Source organism: Streptomyces sp. NPDC045778, assembly GCF_056431945.1.
In genome coordinates, this window is the sequence record NZ_JBWKJZ010000017.1 from 1 (window position 1) to 17,989 (window position 17,989).

Sequence of the window (17,989 nt, forward strand, 5' to 3'; positions counted from 1 at the left end):
AAACGCCCGGTTACATTCCGAACCCGGAAGCTAAGCCTTTCAGCGCCGATGGTACTGCAGGGGGGACCCTGTGGGAGAGTAGGACGCCGCCGAACAATCTTTGATAAGAGCTGGTCCCTGAACTTCGGTTCGGGGACCAGCTCTTTTTCGTTTTGCGTCACTTGCCGTTCACGTTGCGCGATCAGCATCCGTCACATGGGGACAGAAGCGTTGCTCAGAGCGGCAGGTGTAGGCAACGGGGACGAGGTCGTCGTACCCGCGTACGGGAGCGCCTCGGTCGCCGAGGCCGTGGTCTCCGCGGGGGCCATGCCGGTCTTCGCCGACATAGACCCGGCCACGTACTGCCTCGGCGTCGACGCCGTCGACGCCGTCCGCACCGAGCGCACCGCCGCCGTCGTCGCCGTACGCCGCTTCGGGAACCAGGCCGACATGCCGCGGCTGCACGCGCTCGGGCAGCGCCACGGCATGCTCGTACTCGAAGAAGGTGAGCAGGGCGCGACGTACGACGACGTCGCACGGCGGCGCGCACACGCCGCGTACCTCACCGCCCGGCTGACCGGGGTGCACACGCCCGCCGGCGGCGAAGGCCACAGCTATCAGCAGTACGTCGTACGCGTACCCGGCAACGGACGGCCGGACCGGGACGCCTTCGCGCGGGTCCTGCGGGCCAAGGGCGTCGACTGCCGGGTTCCCGTGAAGACGCCGCTGCACCGCACGCCGCAGTTCTGGCGGGACGTGGAGCTGCCGGAGACCGAGCGGGCCGCGGACGAGACGCTGGCCCTGCCCGTCGACGCCTGGCTGAGCCGGCGCGACCTCCAGCGGATCGTATCGGCGTGCAACGCGCTCGGAGGGTTGCTCCAGCCGGCGTTTTAGCCGCTGGAGCGGGGCGGTTCGAGACCACCGGATGTTCGGGTATGATTTATTTCGTTGCAGCGCGGGAAGCCGCGCAAGGCGCAACTGGCCCCTATAGCTCAGTCGGTAGAGCGTCTCCATGGTAAGGAGAAGGTCAGCGGTTCGATTCCGCTTGGGGGCTCCATAGGAAAAGGCCACCGCCTCCCAGGCGGTGGCCTTCTTTGTTTCGCGGGCCGAGCCCCCGGTGCCCGGAAAGGCACCGGGAGTTCAGCCCTGGAACTCCGGTACGCGCATGGCCAGGATCGCCATGTCGTCCGACGGGGCGTCCGCCGCGAAACGCTCCACGGCCCGCATGATGCGGGCCGCCACGGCGCCCGCGGTGAGGCCCGTACAGGTCGTCAGGACGTCCGCGAGACCGTCGTCGCCCAGCATGCGGGTGCCCTCGCGGCGCTCGGTGACGCCGTCGGTGACGCAGAGCAGGACGTCGCCCGGGTCGAGCGTCATCGTCTGCTCGTACAGATCGAGGTCCTCCATGACGCCGAGCAGCGGCTGGGGCTCCGCGTACGGCTCGACCGTGCCGTCCTGGCGCAGGCGCAGCGGCAGCGGATGACCCGCGCAGACGATCTTCAGGACCGCCGAGCCGTCCTCCTGGGGCCACAGCTCGCCGTACAGGAGGGTGAGGAAGCGGCTGCGGGCGCCCTCGTCGAGGATCGCCGCGTTCAGGCGCTCCAGGACCGCGGGGCCGTCGAAGCCCTCCCGGGCGAGGAGGCGCAGCGCGTGCCGGGCCAGGCCCGTCACGGCGGCCGCCTCGGGGCCCGTGCCGCACACGTCCCCGATGGCGAAGCCGTAGGTGCCGTCGCGGATCGGGAAGAGGTCGTAGAAGTCGCCGCCCACCTCGTTGCCCTCGCCGGCCGCGCGGTAGATGACCTCGACCTCGACGCCGGGGACCTGGGGCAGGCCGGGCGGGAGCAGGCTGCGCTGGAGGGACTGGCTGATGGCCGTGCGCTCCGAGTACAGGCGGGCGTTGTCCAGGGCGAGCGCGGCCCGGCGGGACAGGTCCTCGGCCAGCTCCAGGATCTCCTGGCGGAAGTGTTCGTCGGAGGGCTTGCCGAGGGTGAGCATGCCGATGACGCGGTTGCGGGCGACCAGGGGCAGGACCACCGTCTCGCCGCCCACCGCGGAGGCCGTGGACAGCGAGGTGCCGATGCCGCTCGCGGTGGACATGGGCTCGCCGAGGCCGAGGTTGCGCATGGAGGTGCGCAGGGCCGACTGGTGGGCGGCCTCGGACGGGGCCTTCCAGATGCGGGCGCCCGGGGTGCGCACCGGCTCCGGGGGATCGACCTTCTTCAGAAGCGCCTTCAAGCCGTCGATGCGCTCCTCGTCCTCGTGCAGGACGTACGAGAGGTACGGCTCCGACGTCTGGTCGGCGATGGTGTAGACGGCGCACCAGGTGGCGAGCGTGGGGACCGTCATCTGCGCCATGAGCGCGAGGGTCTGGTCCCGGTCGAGCGTGCCCGCGAGCAGGTCGGAGGCCTCGACGAGGAAGGAGAGGGAGCCGCGGCGCAGGCGTTGCAGATCGCCGAGCCGGGCCGACTCGATGCCGAGGGCGATGCGGTCGGCGGCGAACTGGAGGCGCAGGGCCTCCTCGTTCGAGTACCGGTTCGGGGCCTCTGCGGCGACGCCGAGGGAGCCCGTGAGCCGGCCCTCGACCTTCAGCGGGACCGTGACGACCGAGCGCATGCCCGTGCCCTTGAGGAGAGGCACCGCGTCCCGCACGACCGTGAGGTCCTCGTGGACGGCGGGCATGCGGGCGGAGCCGTAGCGGCCGGTGCCCGCCTCGACGGGGACGCGGGCGAAACGCTGGCGGGCCGAGGGCAGGCCGGTGGAGGCGCGTACCTCCAGTTCCGTCTCGTCGTCCGTGGCCAGGAGGAGGAAGGCCGCGTCGCCGTCGAGCATGTCGCGGGCCCGCTCGACGGTGCGCTGGAGCAGGCCGTCCAGGTCCTCGGGCGTGGGCGAGCCGATGAAGACCTCGAAGGGATCGGCGGCGTGCGGCTCGCTGAGGGCGCCGGACTCGGGCGACGGGACGCGCAGCGGGGTCTGGAGGACGGCCCGCTCGTCGTCGCGTACGAGCAGACAGACCGTGGATGGCTCGCCGTCCGTGTCGCGGACGCGCAGGTGGGAGGCGTACACGGGGGTGACGCGACCGTCGGCGTCGCGGATGCCGTAGCTGCCCTCCCAGCGCGAGAGCTGGAGGGCGTCGGCGATGCCGGTGCTGGTGCCGGGGGTGTGCGGCCAGGCAGCGAAGTCCGTCAGCGGCTTGCCGGTGACCTGCTCCGCGACGTACCCGAAGAGTTCCTCCGCGTCCTCGTTCCAGGCGGAGATGGCGCCCGTGCGGTCGATCTGGACGACGGCGACGCGGACGCGGCCGTCGGTGATCGGGAGCAGGTCGGGCGGCAGGGTGGGGCCGGCCGTGCGGGTGCCCACGGGGCGGTCGGGCAGGTCGAGTTGGAACCAGACCTGTTTGTGCGTGGGGGTGTAGTCGACGCCCCAGCGGGTGGCGAGCGCGGCGCAGAGCTGGAGGCCGCGGCCGCCCTCGCGGTCGGGGCTGCCCATGGTCGCGGGGGAGTTCTGGAGGGGGATCTCGCGCTCGGGATAGCGGTCGGAGACCTCGATGCGGACGGAGTCGTCGGTACGCAGGCACTGGACGTCGGCGGCGGTGCCCGCGTGCACGACGGCGTTCGTGACCAGCTCACTGGTGAGGACGACCGCGTCGTCGATGATGTCCGAAAACCCCCACCCCTGAAGGGTGTCCCGGACGAACGAGCGGGCCGTCGCGACGGAACGCCCGACGGGTTCGAAAGTCGCAGCCGCGCGCGCGGTGATCACAGAGCTCCTCGTCCGTTGTCCCCCGGGAATCTGCAGTCCCATGGTGCGGCCGCCCCTCCGATGCCCGCTGAATATGTGTGCCACCGCCCTGGCCGGGCAGGACCGGGGTGGTTGGACAGCCGGATGCCAGGTTACTTACCTTCGCCGTCCATGCTGATGCCGGTCGCCAGTGTTTCCGCCCGGAGGGTGTGCGGACGGTGTGCGAAGCTGCCGAACTGTTATGGCCTGGTTCGGCCATGGTGAAACACTGGGCAGGCATGAGACGAGCAGTACGGTCGACCCTTGCGGGAGGGACACAGTGGAGTCTGGCGCTGCGACGCGGGGCAGTAAGACGCGCGCGAAAGACGAACGGTCCCTGAACGGTCAGCGCAAGCCGCGGAACGGGACGACGGTCACGGTGGAGGCAGCGGCCCTGAACAGGCTGCTGACGGCGCTCGTGGCGATGCGGGACGGGAATTTCCGCAAGCGGCTCACGGTCACGGGCGACGACGTGATGTCGGAGATCGCCGCTGTTTTCAACGAGGTCGCGGACCGTAATCTGCACCTCACCGGAGAGTTGTCGCGGGTGCGGCGCACGGTGGGGCGTGAGGGGAAGCTCACAGAGCGGCTGGCGGCCGGGGCGATGGAGGGTTCCTGGGCCGCTGCGATCGACGCGGCCAATGACCTGGTGGACGATCTCGTACGACCGGTCTCCGAGGTCGGCCGGGTGCTCTCGGCGGTCGCGGACGGCGACCTGGAGCAGCGCATGGAGCTGCGCGCGCACGTGGCGGACGGCAACGGCCATCCACTGCGCGGCGAGTTCCTGAAGGTCGGGCGCACGGTCAACAACCTGGTGGACCAGCTGTCCACGTTCACCGACGAGGTCACGCGTGTGGCCAGTGAGGTGGGCACGGAGGGCAAGCTGGGCGGGCAGGCCCGGGTGCGCGGCATGTCCGGTTCGTGGAAGGACCTCACGGACTCGGTCAACACGATGGCGTACCGCCTGACGGCCCAGGTGCGGGACATCGCGCTGGTGACGACCGCAGTGGCCAAGGGTGATCTGTCCCGGAAGGTCACGGTTCACGTGGCCGGCGAGATGCTGGAGCTGAAGAACACCGTCAACACGATGGTGGACCAGCTGTCCTCGTTCTCCTCCGAGGTCACGCGCGTCGCGCGCGAGGTCGGTACGGAGGGCGAGCTGGGCGGGCAGGCGCAGGTGCCGGGCGTCGCGGGCGTGTGGAAGGACCTCACGGATTCGGTCAATCTGATGGCCGGAAACCTGACGGCCCAGGTGCGCGGCATCGCGACGGTCACGACGGCCGTCGCCAACGGCGACCTGTCGCAGAAGGTGCGGGTGAGCGCGCGCGGCGAGGTGGCGCAGCTGGCCGGAACCATCAACCAGATGACCGAGACGCTGCGGACGTTCGCCGACGAGGTCACGCGCGTGGCCAACGAGGTCGGCGCCGAGGGGCAGCTCGGCGGCCAGGCCAACGTGCCGGGCGCGGCCGGCACCTGGAAGGACCTGACGGACTCCGTCAACACGGTCTTCCGGAACCTGACGACCCAGGTCCGTGACATCGCCACGGTCACGACGGCGGTGGCGAACGGCGACCTGTCGCAGAAGGTCACGGTTGACGTCGCGGGCGAGATGCTCGAACTCAAGAACACCGTGAACACCATGGTGGACCAGCTGTCGTCCTTCGGTGACGAAGTGACCCGGGTGGCGCGCGAGGTCGGCGCCGAGGGCCAGCTCGGCGGCCAGGCCCAGGTGCCGGGCGCGGCGGGCACCTGGAAGGACCTCACCGACTCGGTGAACACGGCTTTCCGCAACCTCACGGGTCAGGTCCGCAACATCGCGCAGGTGACGACGGCGGTGGCGAACGGCGACCTGTCGCAGAAGGTCACCGTGGACGTCTCAGGCGAGATGCTCCAGCTGAAGAACACCGTGAACACGATGGTGGACCAGCTGTCGTCCATGGCCGACCAGGTCACGCGGATGGCGCGGGACGTGGGCACCGAGGGCCGCCTGGGCGGTCAGGCGCGCGTGGACGGCGTGAGCGGCACCTGGAAGGAGCTGACGGACTCCGTCAACTTCATGGCGGGCAATCTGACCTCGCAGGTCCGCCAGATCGCCCAGGTGACGACGGCGGTGGCGCGCGGCGACCTCTCCCAGAAGATCGACGTGGACGCCCGCGGGGAGATCCTGGAGCTGAAGAACACCATCAACACGATGGTCGACCAGCTCTCCGCGTTCGCCGACCAGGTGACGCGCGTCGCCCGGGAAGTGGGCACGGAGGGCAGGCTCGGCGGCCAGGCGCAGGTCCCCGGCGTCGCGGGCGTGTGGCGCGACCTCACGGACTCCGTGAACGGCATGGCGGGCAACCTCACCGCGCAGGTCCGCAACATCGCGCAGGTCGCCACGGCGGTGGCGCGCGGCGACCTGTCACAGAAGATCGACGTGGACGCGCGCGGCGAGATCCTGGAGCTGAAGAACACCCTCAACACGATGGTGGACCAGCTCTCGGCCTTCGCGGAGCAGGTGACGCGCGTCGCCCGCGAGGTGGGTACGGACGGCATCCTGGGCGGCCAGGCCGAGGTGCAGGGCGTGTCGGGCACGTGGAAGGACCTGACGCAGTCCGTGAACGGCATGGCGAACAACCTGACGCTCCAGGTCCGCAACATCGCCGAGGTCACGACCGCCGTCGCCCGCGGCGACCTGTCCAAGAAGATCACCGTCGACGCCAAGGGCGAGATCCTCGAACTCGTCACGACCGTGAACACGATGGTCGACCAGCTGTCGTCGTTCGCCGAGCAGGTCACGCGGGTCGCCCGTGAGGTGGGCACCGAGGGCAAGCTGGGCGGCCAGTCCCGCGTCCCGGGCGTCACGGGCATCTGGAAGGACCTCAGCGACAACGTCAACCTGATGGCCAACAACCTGACCATGCAGGTGCGGAACATCTCCCAGGTCGCCGCGGCCGTGGCCAACGGTGATCTGACGAAGACGGTGACGATCGAGGCGCGCGGCGAGGTCGCGCAGCTCGCGGACACCTTCAACACCATGGTGAAGACGCTGAGTTCGTTCGCCGACCAGGTCACCAAGGTGGCGCGCGAGGTGGGCACGGACGGCATCCTCGGCGGGCAGGCCCGCGTCCCGGGCGTCTCGGGCACGTGGAAGGACCTCACCGAGTCCGTCAACGGCATGGCGTCCAACCTGACCGGCCAGGTCCGCAACATCGCGATGGTCACGACGGCCATCGCCAAGGGCGACCTGACCAAGAAGATCGACATCGACGCGCGCGGTGAGATCCTGGAACTCAAGACGACCATCAACACGATGGTCGACCAGCTCTCGTCCTTCGCCGAGGAGGTCACGCGCGTCGCCCGCGAGGTGGGCACCGAGGGCCAGCTGGGCGGTCAGGCGCGGGTGCGGGACATCGACGGCACCTGGCGCGACCTCACGGAGTCCGTGAACGAGATGGCCGGGAACCTCACCCGGCAGGTGCGCGCGATCGCGGCCGTGGCCACCGCGGTGACCCGCGGCGATCTCAACCTGAAGATCGACGTGGACGCGGCGGGCGAGATCCAGGTCCTCCAGGACAACATCAACACGATGATCGCGAACCTCCGCGACACCACGCTCGCCAACAAGGAACAGGACTGGCTCAAGGGCAACTTGGCCCGCATCTCCGGTCTGATGCAGGGCCGCCGCGACCTGGAGGACGTCGCCTCGCTGATCATGAGCGAGCTGACACCGGTGGTCTCGGCGCAGCACGGCGCGTTCTTCCTCGCGATGGCCGTCGACGACGCGAACGACCTGGGCCGTGACGAGGACGCGTACGAACTGCGGATGCTGGGGAGCTACGGCTACTCGATGGGCTCGATGCCCACCTCGTTCCGGCCCGGTGAGACGCTGATCGGCACGGCCGCCAAGGAGCGCCGCACGATCCTCGTGGAGAACGCGCCCTCCGGCTATCTGCGCATCGCCTCCGGGCTCGGTGAGGCGCCTCCGGCGCAGGTCATCGTGTTGCCGGTGCTCTTCGAAGGCAAGGTGCTCGGCGTGATCGAGCTGGCGTCGTTCCAGCCGTTCACGCAGATCCAGAAGGACTTCCTGAGCCAGATCGCCGAGATGATCGCGACGAGCGTCAACACCATCAGCGTCAATACGAAGACGGAGATGCTGCTCAAGCAGTCGCAGGAGCTGACCGAGCAACTGCGCGAGCGCTCGGAGGAGTTGGAGAACCGGCAGAAGGCGCTCCAGGACTCCAACGCCGAGCTGGAGGAGAAGGCCGCGCTGCTCGCCCAGCAGAACCGCGACATCGAGGTGAAGAACACCGAGATCGAAGAGGCCCGGCAGGTCCTGGAGGAGCGTGCCGAGCAGCTCGCGGTGTCGATGCGCTACAAGTCCGAGTTCCTGGCGAACATGTCGCACGAGCTGCGGACGCCGCTGAACTCCCTGCTCATCCTCGCCAAGCTGCTCGCGGACAACGCCGACGCGAACCTCACCCCCAAGCAGGTGGAGTTCGCCGAAACGATCCACGGGGCGGGCTCAGACCTGCTTCAGCTGATCAACGACATCCTGGACCTGTCGAAGGTCGAGGCGGGCAAGATGGACGTCAGCCCGACGCGCATCGCGCTCGTCCAACTCGTGGACTACGTAGAGGCCACTTTCCGTCCACTGACCGCCGAGAAGGGGCTCGACTTCTCCGTACGCGTATCGCCCGAGCTGCCCGCGACGCTGCACACGGACGAACAGCGCCTCCTTCAGGTGCTGCGCAACCTGCTGGCCAACGCGGTCAAGTTCACCGACACCGGCGCGGTGGAACTGGTCATCCGGCTCGCCAGCAACGACGTGCCGAACGCGATCCGCGAGCAGCTCCTGGAGGCCGGTTCGCTGCGCGACCCGGACGCCGATCTGATCGCCTTCTCCGTGGCCGACACGGGCATCGGCATCGCGGCCAGCAAGATGCGGGTGATCTTCGAGGCGTTCAAGCAGGCGGACGGCACCACCAGCCGCAAGTACGGCGGCACAGGTCTGGGCCTGTCCATCAGCCGGGAGATCGCGCGGCTGCTCGGCGGCGAGATCCACGCGGCCAGCGAACCGGGCCGCGGCTCCACCTTCACGCTGTATTTGCCCCTGCACCCGAGCGAACTTCCGCCGCAGGGGTACGCCCAGCTCGCCTCGCCCGCGGCCCCCGCGCTGCCGGCTCTGGAGAGCCTGGGCGAGGTCGCGGGCAACGCGGCCGCGGAGCCCGGGCTGCCCGGCACCGCGCGCGCGGAGGTCGCGGAGCGGCCCGCCGGGCCCGCCGCGCTCTTCCGGCGCCGCCGCCGGGCCGCGTCCGCCGGGGAGCCTGCGGGCGAGGCCCCGCAGCCGGCCCCCGGGGCGGGAGTGCGGGAGCAGTGGCAGGAGGGCGGCGCGCAGGACACGGCGTCCCCGCGCGTGGCGTTCCAGTTCGGCGGCGAGAAGGTCCTCATCGTCGACGACGACATCCGCAACGTGTTCGCGCTCACCAGTGTCCTGGAGCAGCACGGCCTGTCGGTGCTGTACGCGGAGAACGGCCGCGAGGGCATCGAGGTCCTGGAGCAGCACGACGACGTGACGGTCGTTCTGATGGACATCATGATGCCGGAGATGGACGGGTACGCGACGACGACGGCGATCCGCAGGATGCCTCAGTTCGCCGGCCTTCCGATCATCGCGCTCACCGCGAAGGCGATGAAGGGCGACCGGGAGAAGGCGATCGACTCCGGTGCATCCGACTACGTGACGAAGCCGGTCGATCCCGATCATCTGTTGTCGGTCATGGAGCAGTGGATGCGGGCGGAGTGACGGAGCGTGGCCGCGGCCACGCTCCCGGCCGCCCTCCCGGGCCGCCGCCGGGGCGCCGGGAGAAGCCGCGCCGCTACGCGGAGTTGCTGACAGAGTGTGTCCGGCGCAGTGTAGAACCGCGGTATTCGGGGAACCTTCTGGTCCGCCACTGCGTTTCTGCTACGTGCACAGTGACATCGCGGTGACAGGGTGTGGCGACAGGCGGGGTGCGGCTACCATGACCGGCACAAGGACGGACGGCGCCAGGGAGCCGTCCCCTGGGGCGGCGCCCGGTGTACCGCCGGGGCGAGGAGGGCGGGCCATGGTGCAGAAGGCCAAGATCCTCCTGGTCGATGACCGGCCGGAGAATCTGCTGGCGCTGGAGGCCATCCTCTCTGCGCTCGATCAGACGCTGGTGCGGGCATCGTCCGGGGAGGAAGCGCTCAAAGCGCTGCTGACGGACGACTTCGCGGTCATTCTCCTGGACGTCCAGATGCCAGGGATGGACGGCTTCGAGACCGCGGCGCACATCAAGCGGCGGGAGCGCACCCGGGACATCCCGATCATCTTCCTCACGGCGATCAACCACGGCCCGCACCACACCTTCCGGGGATACGCGGCCGGCGCCGTGGACTACATCTCCAAGCCCTTCGACCCGTGGGTCCTGCGCGCGAAGGTCTCGGTGTTCGTCGAGCTGTACATGAAGAACTGTCAACTGCGCGAGCAGGCGGCCCTGCTGCGCCTCCAGCTGGAGGGCGGCGGCAAGACTGCGGCCGACGACGCCCGGGAGCCGGCCAGTATCCTCGCCGAGCTGTCGGCCCGGCTCGCCGCTGTCGAGGAGCAGGCCGAGGCGCTGTCCAAACAGCTCGACGACGACTCGGCCGACGCGGCGGCCGTCGCCACGGCAGCCCATCTCGAACGCAAACTCACCGGTTTGCGCAGGGCTCTTGACGCCCTGGAGCCGGGCACCGGCAGCGGTGCGCCTTCGGTGCCGTCGCAGAACTGACGGGGGCTCGGAGCACCGTCCGCGCGCGGCGCCCCGGACGCGGGCCGACGGTGGCCCGGACGCGGGTCGACGGTGGCCCGGACGCGGGTCGACGGTGGCCCGGACGCGGGTCGACGGTGGCCCGGACGCGGGCCGACGGTGGCCCGGACGCGGGCGCGCAGGTGGCGGAAGCAATGATTCCGTACGATGCGTCGGTGGCTCCCGGCGCTTGCCGTGAGCCGTCGTCAGCCTTCCTGTGAAGCCTCGTCAGTTCGCCGCCTCCACAAGGGCGACACAAACGGGTGAAGCAGTAGGCACACGTGTCCACCGTCGCCTCCCCCGGTAATCTCACACCCATGGCCTCACGTCAGCCCGCAGCCAAGAAGACGCCCGCGAAGAAGGCGGCCGCGCCGACCAAGGCTCCGGCGAAGAAGGCCGCCGCCAAGAAGCCGCCCGCCAAGAAGGCCCCGGCGAAGAAGGCGCCCGCCAAGAAGACCGCGGCACCCAAGAAGCCCGCCCCGAAGCCGGCGCCGAGCCCCACCAACGGCCTCTACCGCGTCATCCGCGCCATCTGGCTCGGCATCGCGCACGCCGTGGGCGCGATGTTCCGCGGCGTGGGCCGCGGCGCCAGAGGACTGGACCCCGCGCACCGCAAGGACGGACTCGCGCTGCTCCTCCTCGGCATCGCGCTGATCGTCGCGGCGGGCACCTGGTCCCATCTGCGCGGCCCCGTCGGCGACCTCGTCGAGATACTGGTGACCGGCGCCTTCGGACGGCTCGACCTCCTCGTGCCCCTCCTTGTGGCGGGCATGGCCATGCGCCTCATCCGGCATCCCGAGAAGGTCGACGCCAACGGCCGCATCGTCATCGGCCTGTCCGCCCTCGTCCTCGGCGTGCTCGGGCAGGTGCACATCGCCTGCGGCTCGCCCGCGCGCGCGGACGGCATGCAGGCCATAAGGGACGCGGGCGGGCTCGTCGGCTGGGGCGCGTCGACGCCCCTGACCAAGGCGATGGGCGAGGTCCTCGCCGTGCCGATGCTGGTCCTGCTGACGGTCTTCGGTCTGCTCGTCGTCACGGCGACCCCGGTCAACGCCATCCCGCAGCGCCTGCGCGCGCTGGGCGTACGCCTCGGCGTGATCGAGGGGCCCGCCGAGGTCCAGGAGTACGCGGACGGCGAGTACGCCGAGTACACCGATGATGACGAGCGGTACGAGGACCAGTGGCGCGAGGCGCTGCCCGCGCGCCCCCGCTCCCGGGTCCGCAGGCGGCCCGCTGACGGGCCGCAGGGGGCCTCCGCCGACCAGGCCGAGGAAGACGCCCTGTCCAAGCGCCGCAGGCCCCGCAGGGCCTCCGTGCAGCCCGACCCGGACCGTCCCATGGACGCGGTGGACGTGGCCGCCGCCGCTGCCGCCGCGCTCGACGGCGCCGTGCTGCACGGCATGCCGCCCTCGCCGCTGGTCGCGGACCTCACGCAGGGCGTCTCCGTGGAGCGCGCGCCGCAGGACCCGTCCGCGCCGGTGCCGTCCGCGCGCGGCACCGAAGGCCGTGGGGCGGACGCGACGCCGGGCCGTAAGGCCGGGGCCAAGGAGCCCGCGCGCGCCGGCGTGCCCGACCTGACCAAGGCCGCGCCGGACGAGTCGCGCGACCTGCCCCCGCGCGCGGAGCAGCTCCAGCTCTCCGGGGACATCACGTACTCCCTGCCGTCGCTCGACCTCCTGGAGCGCGGCGGCCCCGGCAAGGCCCGCAGCGCCGCCAACGACGCGGTGGTCGACGCGCTCTCCACCGTGTTCACCGAGTTCAAGGTCGACGCCGTCGTCACCGGCTTCACGCGCGGCCCGACGGTCACGCGCTACGAGGTCGAGCTGGGCCCGGCCGTGAAGGTCGAGAAGATCACCGCGCTCGCGAAGAACATCGCGTACGCCGTCGCCTCCCCGGACGTGCGGATCATCTCGCCGATCCCGGGCAAGTCCGCGGTCGGCATCGAGATCCCGAACACCGACCGCGAGATGGTCAAGGTCGGTGACGTGCTGCGGCTCGCGGACGCCGCCGAGGACGAGCACCCGATGCTGGTCGCCCTCGGCAAGGACGTCGAGGGCGGCTACGTGATGGCCAACATGGCCAAGATGCCGCACATCCTCGTCGCCGGAGCAACCGGCTCCGGAAAGTCGTCCTGCATCAACTGTCTGATCACCTCGATCATGGTGCGGGCCACCCCCGAGGACGTCCGCATGGTCCTCGTCGACCCCAAGCGTGTGGAGCTGACCGCGTACGAGGGCATCCCGCACCTGATCACGCCGATCATCACGAACCCCAAGCGGGCCGCGGAGGCGCTCCAGTGGGTCGTACGCGAGATGGACCTGCGCTACGACGACCTCGCGGCCTTCGGCTACCGCCACATCGACGACTTCAACCAGGCCGTGCGCGAGGGCAAGCTCAAGACGCCCGAGGGCAGCGAGCGCGAGCTCAAGCCGTACCCGTACCTCCTGGTGATCGTCGACGAGCTGGCCGACCTGATGATGGTGGCGCCGCGCGACGTCGAGGACTCGATCGTGCGCATCACCCAGCTCGCGCGCGCGGCCGGCATCCACCTGGTGCTCGCGACGCAGCGGCCCTCCGTGGACGTCGTGACCGGTCTGATCAAGGCGAACGTGCCCTCCCGGCTCGCCTTCGCCACCTCCTCGCTCGCCGACAGCCGAGTGATCCTCGACCAGCCCGGCGCCGAGAAGCTCATCGGCAAGGGCGACGGGCTCTTCCTGCCGATGGGGGCGAACAAGCCGGTCCGCATGCAGGGCGCCTTCGTGACCGAGGACGAGGTCGCGGCGGTCGTGCGGCACTGCAAGGACCAGATGGCGCCGGTCTTCCGCGACGACGTCACGGTGGGCACCAAGCAGAAGAAGGAGATCGACGAGGACATCGGCGACGACCTCGACCTGCTGTGCCAGGCGGCCGAGCTGGTCGTCTCCACCCAGTTCGGGTCCACGTCGATGCTCCAGCGCAAGCTGCGCGTCGGCTTCGCCAAGGCCGGCCGCCTCATGGACCTCATGGAGTCGCGCAACATCGTGGGTCCGAGTGAAGGGTCAAAGGCTCGTGACGTTCTCGTGAAACCTGATGAGCTGGATGGAGTGCTCGCCGTAATCCGCGGGGAGGCTTCCTAGAAGCCCGGAAACATCTCGGGAGCCCGGGGCCCGGCCCCGTACGACGGCCGGGAGCGCCGCGTGCGCGCCCCGGCTCGCCCGTACGGGGGCCGGCTCACCCGTACGGGGACGAAGGCAACCGTTTCCCCTCGGCGTACGTCAAGTTGAGGGAAGCGCAAGACCGTGTTCCACCATCAGGATGTCCGGCCATTCTGATGGCGTACAAAGTCCGTCCGCCCGGTTGCCCCACCCTTTCTCAGCCCCCCTAGACTGAATGTCCGGCAGGTGGCTACACGCTCGAAAGGCGCACCCGTGTCCATCGGCAACTCCCCCGAAGACGACCGCCCTTCAGACGACCGCCCCGCAGACGAGCGTCCCGTCGCGGACGGCCCCGCGGAAAGCCCTGCCCAGGAGCGTCCCGCGGAGGACCGTCCCCCGATCGGCCGTGTCCTCCGGCAGGCGCGCATCGACGCGGGTCTGACCGTCGACGAGGTCAGTACGACCACCCGGGTGCGCATCCCGATCGTGCACGCGATCGAACAGGACGACTTCTCCCGCTGCGGTGGCGACGTCTACGCGCGCGGACACATCCGTACGCTCGCCCGCGCCGTCCACCTCGACCCCGCCCCGCTGCTCGCCCAGTACGACGAGGCGCGCGGCGGGCGGCCCCCTGCGCCGACCGCGGCCGCGCCGCTGTTCGAGGCCGAGCGGATCCGCCCCGAGCCGCGCCGGCCGAACTGGACGGCGGCCATGGTCGCCGCGATCGTCGCCGTGATCGGCTTCGTCGCGTACACGGCGTTCAGCGGCGGGGACGACGACGGCTCGGCACAGCAGGTCGCCGAGGGCTCCACGCCCGCCAGCAAGCCCGCCGCCGAGAAGCCGAGCCCGTCCAAGCCCGCCGACCCCAAGCCGGAGCCGTCGGACAGCGCCATCGCCGGTGTGCCCCGGGACAAGGTGACCGTCAAGGTCGACGCCTCCGACGGGCGCAGCTGGATCTCCGTCAAGGACCACAACGGCCGGCTGCTCTTCGACGGCCTGCTCAAGCAGGGCGAGACCAAGACCTTCCAGGACAAGAACAAGATCGACCTCGTGCTCGGCGACGCCGGAGCCATCAGCCTCTTCGTGAACGGCAAGCAGGTCGAAAACGAGTTCAAGCCGGGCCAGGTGGAGCGCCTCACGTACACGAAGGGCGACCCGGAGGTCGGCTGACCAGCGGCGTCCCGAGACCCTCGCCGAGCGCCCGTCACCGGCCCAGGAACCCTGGCGGCGGGCGCCGACGCATGGACGAAGTAGTCTTGAGAACATGCCCGAACGCCGCACTGTCGCCCTTGTCACGCTCGGCTGCGCCCGTAACGAGGTGGACTCGGAGGAGCTCGCAGGCCGCTTGGAGGCGGACGGCTGGGCCCTCGTCGAGGACGCCGAGGAAGCGGATGTCGCCGTCGTCAACACCTGTGGCTTCGTCGAAGCCGCCAAGAAGGACTCCGTCGACGCCCTTCTGGAAGCCAATGACCTGAAGGGTCACGGCCGCACCCAGGCCGTCGTGGCCGTCGGCTGCATGGCCGAGCGCTACGGCAAGGAGCTGGCCGACGCGCTGCCCGAGGCCGACGGCGTGCTCGGCTTCGACGACTACGCCGACATCTCCAACCGCCTCCAGGTCATCCTGAGCGGCGGCAGTGTCGAGGCGCACACCCCGCGTGACCGCCGCAAGCTCCTTCCGATCAGCCCGGCCGAGCGCCAGGAGGCCGGCACGGATGTCGCCCTCCCCGGGCACGCCCCGGTCGACCTGCCGGAGGGCGTCGCGCCCGCGTCCGGGCCGCGCGCGCCGCTGCGCCGCCGCCTCGGCGCGAGCCCCGTGGCGTCCGTGAAGCTGGCCTCCGGCTGCGACCGCAGATGCTCCTTCTGCGCCATCCCGTCCTTCCGCGGCTCGTTCATCTCGCGCCGTCCGTCGGACGTGCTCGGCGAGACGCGCTGGCTCGCCGAGCAGGGCGTGAAGGAGATCATGCTGGTCTCCGAGAACAACACCTCGTACGGCAAGGACCTCGGTGACATCCGTCTCCTGGAGACGCTGCTGCCCGAGCTGGCGGCCGTCGACGGCATCGAGCGGGTGCGGGTGAGCTACCTCCAGCCCGCCGAGATGCGCCCCGGCCTGATCGACGTCCTGACGTCGACGGAGAAGGTCGTGCCGTACTTCGACCTGTCCTTCCAGCACTCCGCGCCCGGCGTCCTGCGCGCCATGCGGCGCTTCGGGGACACCGACCGGTTCCTGGAGCTGCTCGACACGATCCGGAGCAAGGCGCCCCAGGCGGGCGTGCGCTCCAACTTCATCGTGGGCTTCCCCGGCGAGACCGAGGCCGACGTGGCGGAGCTGGAGCGCTTCCTCACCGGCGCCCGCCTGGACGCCATCGGCGTCTTCGGCTACTCGGACGAGGAGGGCACCGAGGCGGCGACGTACGGGGACAAGCTCGACCAGGACGTCGTCGACGAGCGGCTCGCGCGCGTCGCGCGCCTCGCCGAGGAGCTGACGTCGCAGCGCGCGGAGGAGCGCGTCGGCGAGCGCGTCGAGGTCCTCATCGAGGCCGTCGACGACGAGGAGGGCGCCATCGGCCGCGCGGCGCACCAGGCGCCCGAAACCGACGGACAGATCCGTTTCACCGGCTCCACCCCTGGGGACGGCCTGGAGATCGGCCGTATGGTCGTGGCAAAGGTCGTCGGCACGGAGGGCGTGGATCTGGTGGCTGAGCAGTGCGAGGTCCTGGAGGCCTCCGACCGACCCCATGGAGCCGGTGAAGGGACGGGCAGATGACCCAGGTCCCGGCATCCGCGGCGGGCGGCTCCGGCGCGCCCGGCGCGAAGCCGGTGCGCGGCGGGAAGCTCGGCGCCGCCGCGATGGACCAGGCCAGTCTGTGGAACGTCGCGAACCTGCTGACCATGATCCGGCTGCTGCTCGTGCCCGGATTCGTGATGCTGCTGCTCGCCGACGGCGGGTACGACCCGGCGTGGCGCTCCTTCGCCTGGGCCGCCTTCGCCATCGCCATGATCACGGACCTGTTCGACGGCCATCTGGCCCGTACGTACAACCTGGTCACGGACTTCGGCAAGATCGCCGACCCCATCGCGGACAAGGCGATCATGGGTGCCGCCCTGATCTGTCTGTCCTGGCTCGACGACCTGCCGTGGTGGGTGACCCTCGTGATCCTCGGGCGCGAGCTGGGGATCACGCTGCTGCGGTTCTGGGTGATCCGCTACGGCGTCATTCCGGCCAGCCGCGGCGGCAAGATGAAGACGCTCGCCCAGGGCACGGCCGTCGGGATGTACGTCCTGGCGCTGACCGGGCCGCTGGCCACGCTGCGGTTCTGGGTGATGGCCGTCGCCGTCGTCCTGACCGTGGTGACCGGGCTCGACTATGTGAAACAGGCCGTGGTGTTGCGGCGGCAGGGCATGGCTGAGGCTGCTGCGGTTTCTGAGGCCTACGAGGTGTCTGAGGTCTCTGGGGCTTCTGAGGTCGCCGTGGCTTCTGAGGCAGCTGTGGCCTCCGAGCCCGCTGTGGTTTCCGAGGCTGCCGTGGTCTCGGACAGGTCCGAGGGCTCCGATGTCTCCGGGACTTCTGAGGCGGGGGAGCCGGGGGCGGCCAAGTGATGTCCTCGGGGTCCTCTGGAAGCGCGGCGGCCAAGGAGGCCTCCGAGACGGGAGACGCCGCTGCCGCCGAGACGGCCGCGGAGGTACTGCGGCTGCTCGGGGAGCGGGGTGAGACCCTGGGGGTCGCCGAGTCGCTGACCGGGGGTCTCGTCGCCGCCGAGGTGACGGCCGCACCGGGGGCCTCGCGGGTCTTCCGGGGGTCCGTCACCGCGTACGCGACGGCGCTCAAGCGGGAGGTCCTGGGGGTCGACGGCGGCCTGCTCGACGCCCGCGGGGCCGTGGATCCCGAGGTCGCCCTCCAGATGGCGGCCGGGGTGCGGCGGCTGCTCGGGACGGACTGGGGGATCGCGACCACGGGCGTCGCAGGCCCCGAGCCGCAGGACGGCAAGCCGGTCGGGACGGTGCACGTGGCGGTGGCCACGGGTGCGGGAGCGGCGCCGGGTTCTGCCGAGGTCGTCCCGGGCGGTGCGGACGCTGGTTCCCCGCTTCGCTCTGAGGGGAAAGTAGCGACTCTGCGGTTGAACGGAAACCGTACGGAAATCCGTATGGAGAGCGTCCGCAGCGTGCTGAGCCTGCTCCTGGAACAGCTCTCGGGCGAACGCACCGGGAACGGGCGAGCACAGGATACGGAACAGAACGGGGGGACTTGATGTTTGCAGCCCTGAGTGAACACGACATCGCTCCCCGCACGGCCGCCGCGCGAGGCGGTAC

At 70.5% G+C, this 17,989-nt stretch carries 9 protein-coding genes, 1 tRNA gene and 1 rRNA gene; 10 read left to right on the plus strand and 1 reads right to left on the minus strand.

Annotated features, from left to right (window positions below; translation table 11 throughout):
• The 3 genes from rrf to AC07GB_RS22120 all read left to right on the plus strand — a co-directional run.
• Positions 1-95 (plus strand): 5S ribosomal RNA (gene rrf / locus AC07GB_RS22110); the annotation flags it as partial.
• A 22-nt stretch (positions 96-117) separates the two neighbouring features.
• A complete protein-coding gene (locus AC07GB_RS22115) occupies positions 118-873 on the plus strand; it encodes a DegT/DnrJ/EryC1/StrS family aminotransferase (protein WP_478848204.1) in 756 nt (251 codons plus the stop codon).
• 87 nt (positions 874-960) lie between these two features.
• Positions 961-1,036: transfer RNA gene (locus AC07GB_RS22120), tRNA-Thr, on the plus strand.
• 83 nt (positions 1,037-1,119) lie between these two features.
• Here the strand turns inward: AC07GB_RS22120 and AC07GB_RS22125 are convergent.
• Positions 1,120-3,780: a SpoIIE family protein phosphatase gene (locus tag AC07GB_RS22125; protein ID WP_478847959.1), complete on the minus strand. Its 2,661-nt coding sequence runs from the start codon at positions 3,778-3,780 to the stop codon at positions 1,120-1,122.
• Positions 3,781-4,036: 256 nt separating this feature from the next.
• Here AC07GB_RS22125 and AC07GB_RS22130 point away from each other — a divergent pair, with 256 nt between their 5' ends.
• The 7 genes from AC07GB_RS22130 (at position 4,037) to AC07GB_RS22160 (ending at position 17,928) form a co-directional block, all read left to right on the plus strand.
• Positions 4,037-9,544, plus strand: a complete 5,508-nt coding sequence (locus AC07GB_RS22130; RefSeq protein ID WP_478847961.1) for a HAMP domain-containing protein — start codon at positions 4,037-4,039, stop codon at positions 9,542-9,544.
• A gap of 301 nt (positions 9,545-9,845) precedes the next feature.
• Positions 9,846-10,529, plus strand: coding sequence for a response regulator (locus AC07GB_RS22135; RefSeq protein ID WP_478847963.1), 684 nt, complete (start codon positions 9,846-9,848; stop codon positions 10,527-10,529).
• 335 nt (positions 10,530-10,864) lie between these two features.
• Complete coding sequence (locus AC07GB_RS22140) at positions 10,865-13,663, plus strand: DNA translocase FtsK (protein ID WP_478847965.1); 2,799 nt, start codon at positions 10,865-10,867, stop codon at positions 13,661-13,663.
• 291 nt (positions 13,664-13,954) lie between these two features.
• The gene (locus AC07GB_RS22145) at positions 13,955-14,851 is read left to right on the plus strand and encodes a helix-turn-helix domain-containing protein (protein ID WP_478847967.1); all 897 of its coding nucleotides are present in this window, start codon (positions 13,955-13,957) and stop codon (positions 14,849-14,851) included.
• Between the two features lie 94 nt (positions 14,852-14,945).
• On the plus strand, positions 14,946-16,445 hold the full coding sequence (rimO, locus tag AC07GB_RS22150) for a 30S ribosomal protein S12 methylthiotransferase RimO (protein WP_478847969.1): 1,500 nt from the start codon (positions 14,946-14,948) through the stop codon (positions 16,443-16,445).
• Positions 16,442-17,278, plus strand: a complete 837-nt coding sequence (pgsA, locus tag AC07GB_RS22155) for a CDP-diacylglycerol--glycerol-3-phosphate 3-phosphatidyltransferase (protein ID WP_478847971.1) — start codon at positions 16,442-16,444, stop codon at positions 17,276-17,278. The genes rimO and pgsA overlap by 4 nt, the downstream gene beginning before the upstream one ends.
• The gene (locus AC07GB_RS22160) at positions 17,278-17,928 is read left to right on the plus strand and encodes a CinA family protein (protein ID WP_478847973.1); all 651 of its coding nucleotides are present in this window, start codon (positions 17,278-17,280) and stop codon (positions 17,926-17,928) included. The genes pgsA and AC07GB_RS22160 overlap by 1 nt, the downstream gene beginning before the upstream one ends.
• Positions 17,929-17,989 lie beyond the last annotated feature (61 nt).